The organism is Paenibacillus xylanexedens (genome assembly GCF_007676705.1).
GTDB lineage: Bacteria > Bacillota > Bacilli > Paenibacillales > Paenibacillaceae > Paenibacillus > Paenibacillus xylanexedens_C.
The window spans coordinates 1-228 of record NZ_VEBF01000774.1 but is presented as its reverse complement, the minus strand read 5'-3'; the positions used below and the strand labels follow the sequence as shown (position 1 = coordinate 228).

Below are 228 nucleotides of genomic sequence, written 5' to 3'. Positions count from 1 at the left end.
GTAAGGAGATAACTGTTGGTGTGTAATCGATAAGGTTGAACAGGGAGGGTAGGTTGGAGAAGGTTATTGGTTGTGGGTGTGGTAATGGTAGGGGTGGTTGGTAGTTGATGGAGATGAATGATGAAGGAGAGGAGGAGGGTGAGGGGAAGTGGAAGGATTGGTTCGGGAGGTACAGGGGATTTGAGAAGGATTATGGAGGGATTGCAGAGGAGGAAAAGTGTGAGATGT

Annotated in this window: 1 protein-coding gene; it reads left to right on the top strand. The window is 48.2% G+C overall.

Annotated elements, in window-relative coordinates; all coding sequences use genetic code 11:
* Window positions 1–107 precede the first annotated feature (107 nt).
* Window positions 108–228, top strand: a 121-nt coding sequence (locus FS628_RS33535) for a glycoside hydrolase family 113 (protein ID WP_440131327.1), incomplete at its 3' end; no start/stop codon positions are given.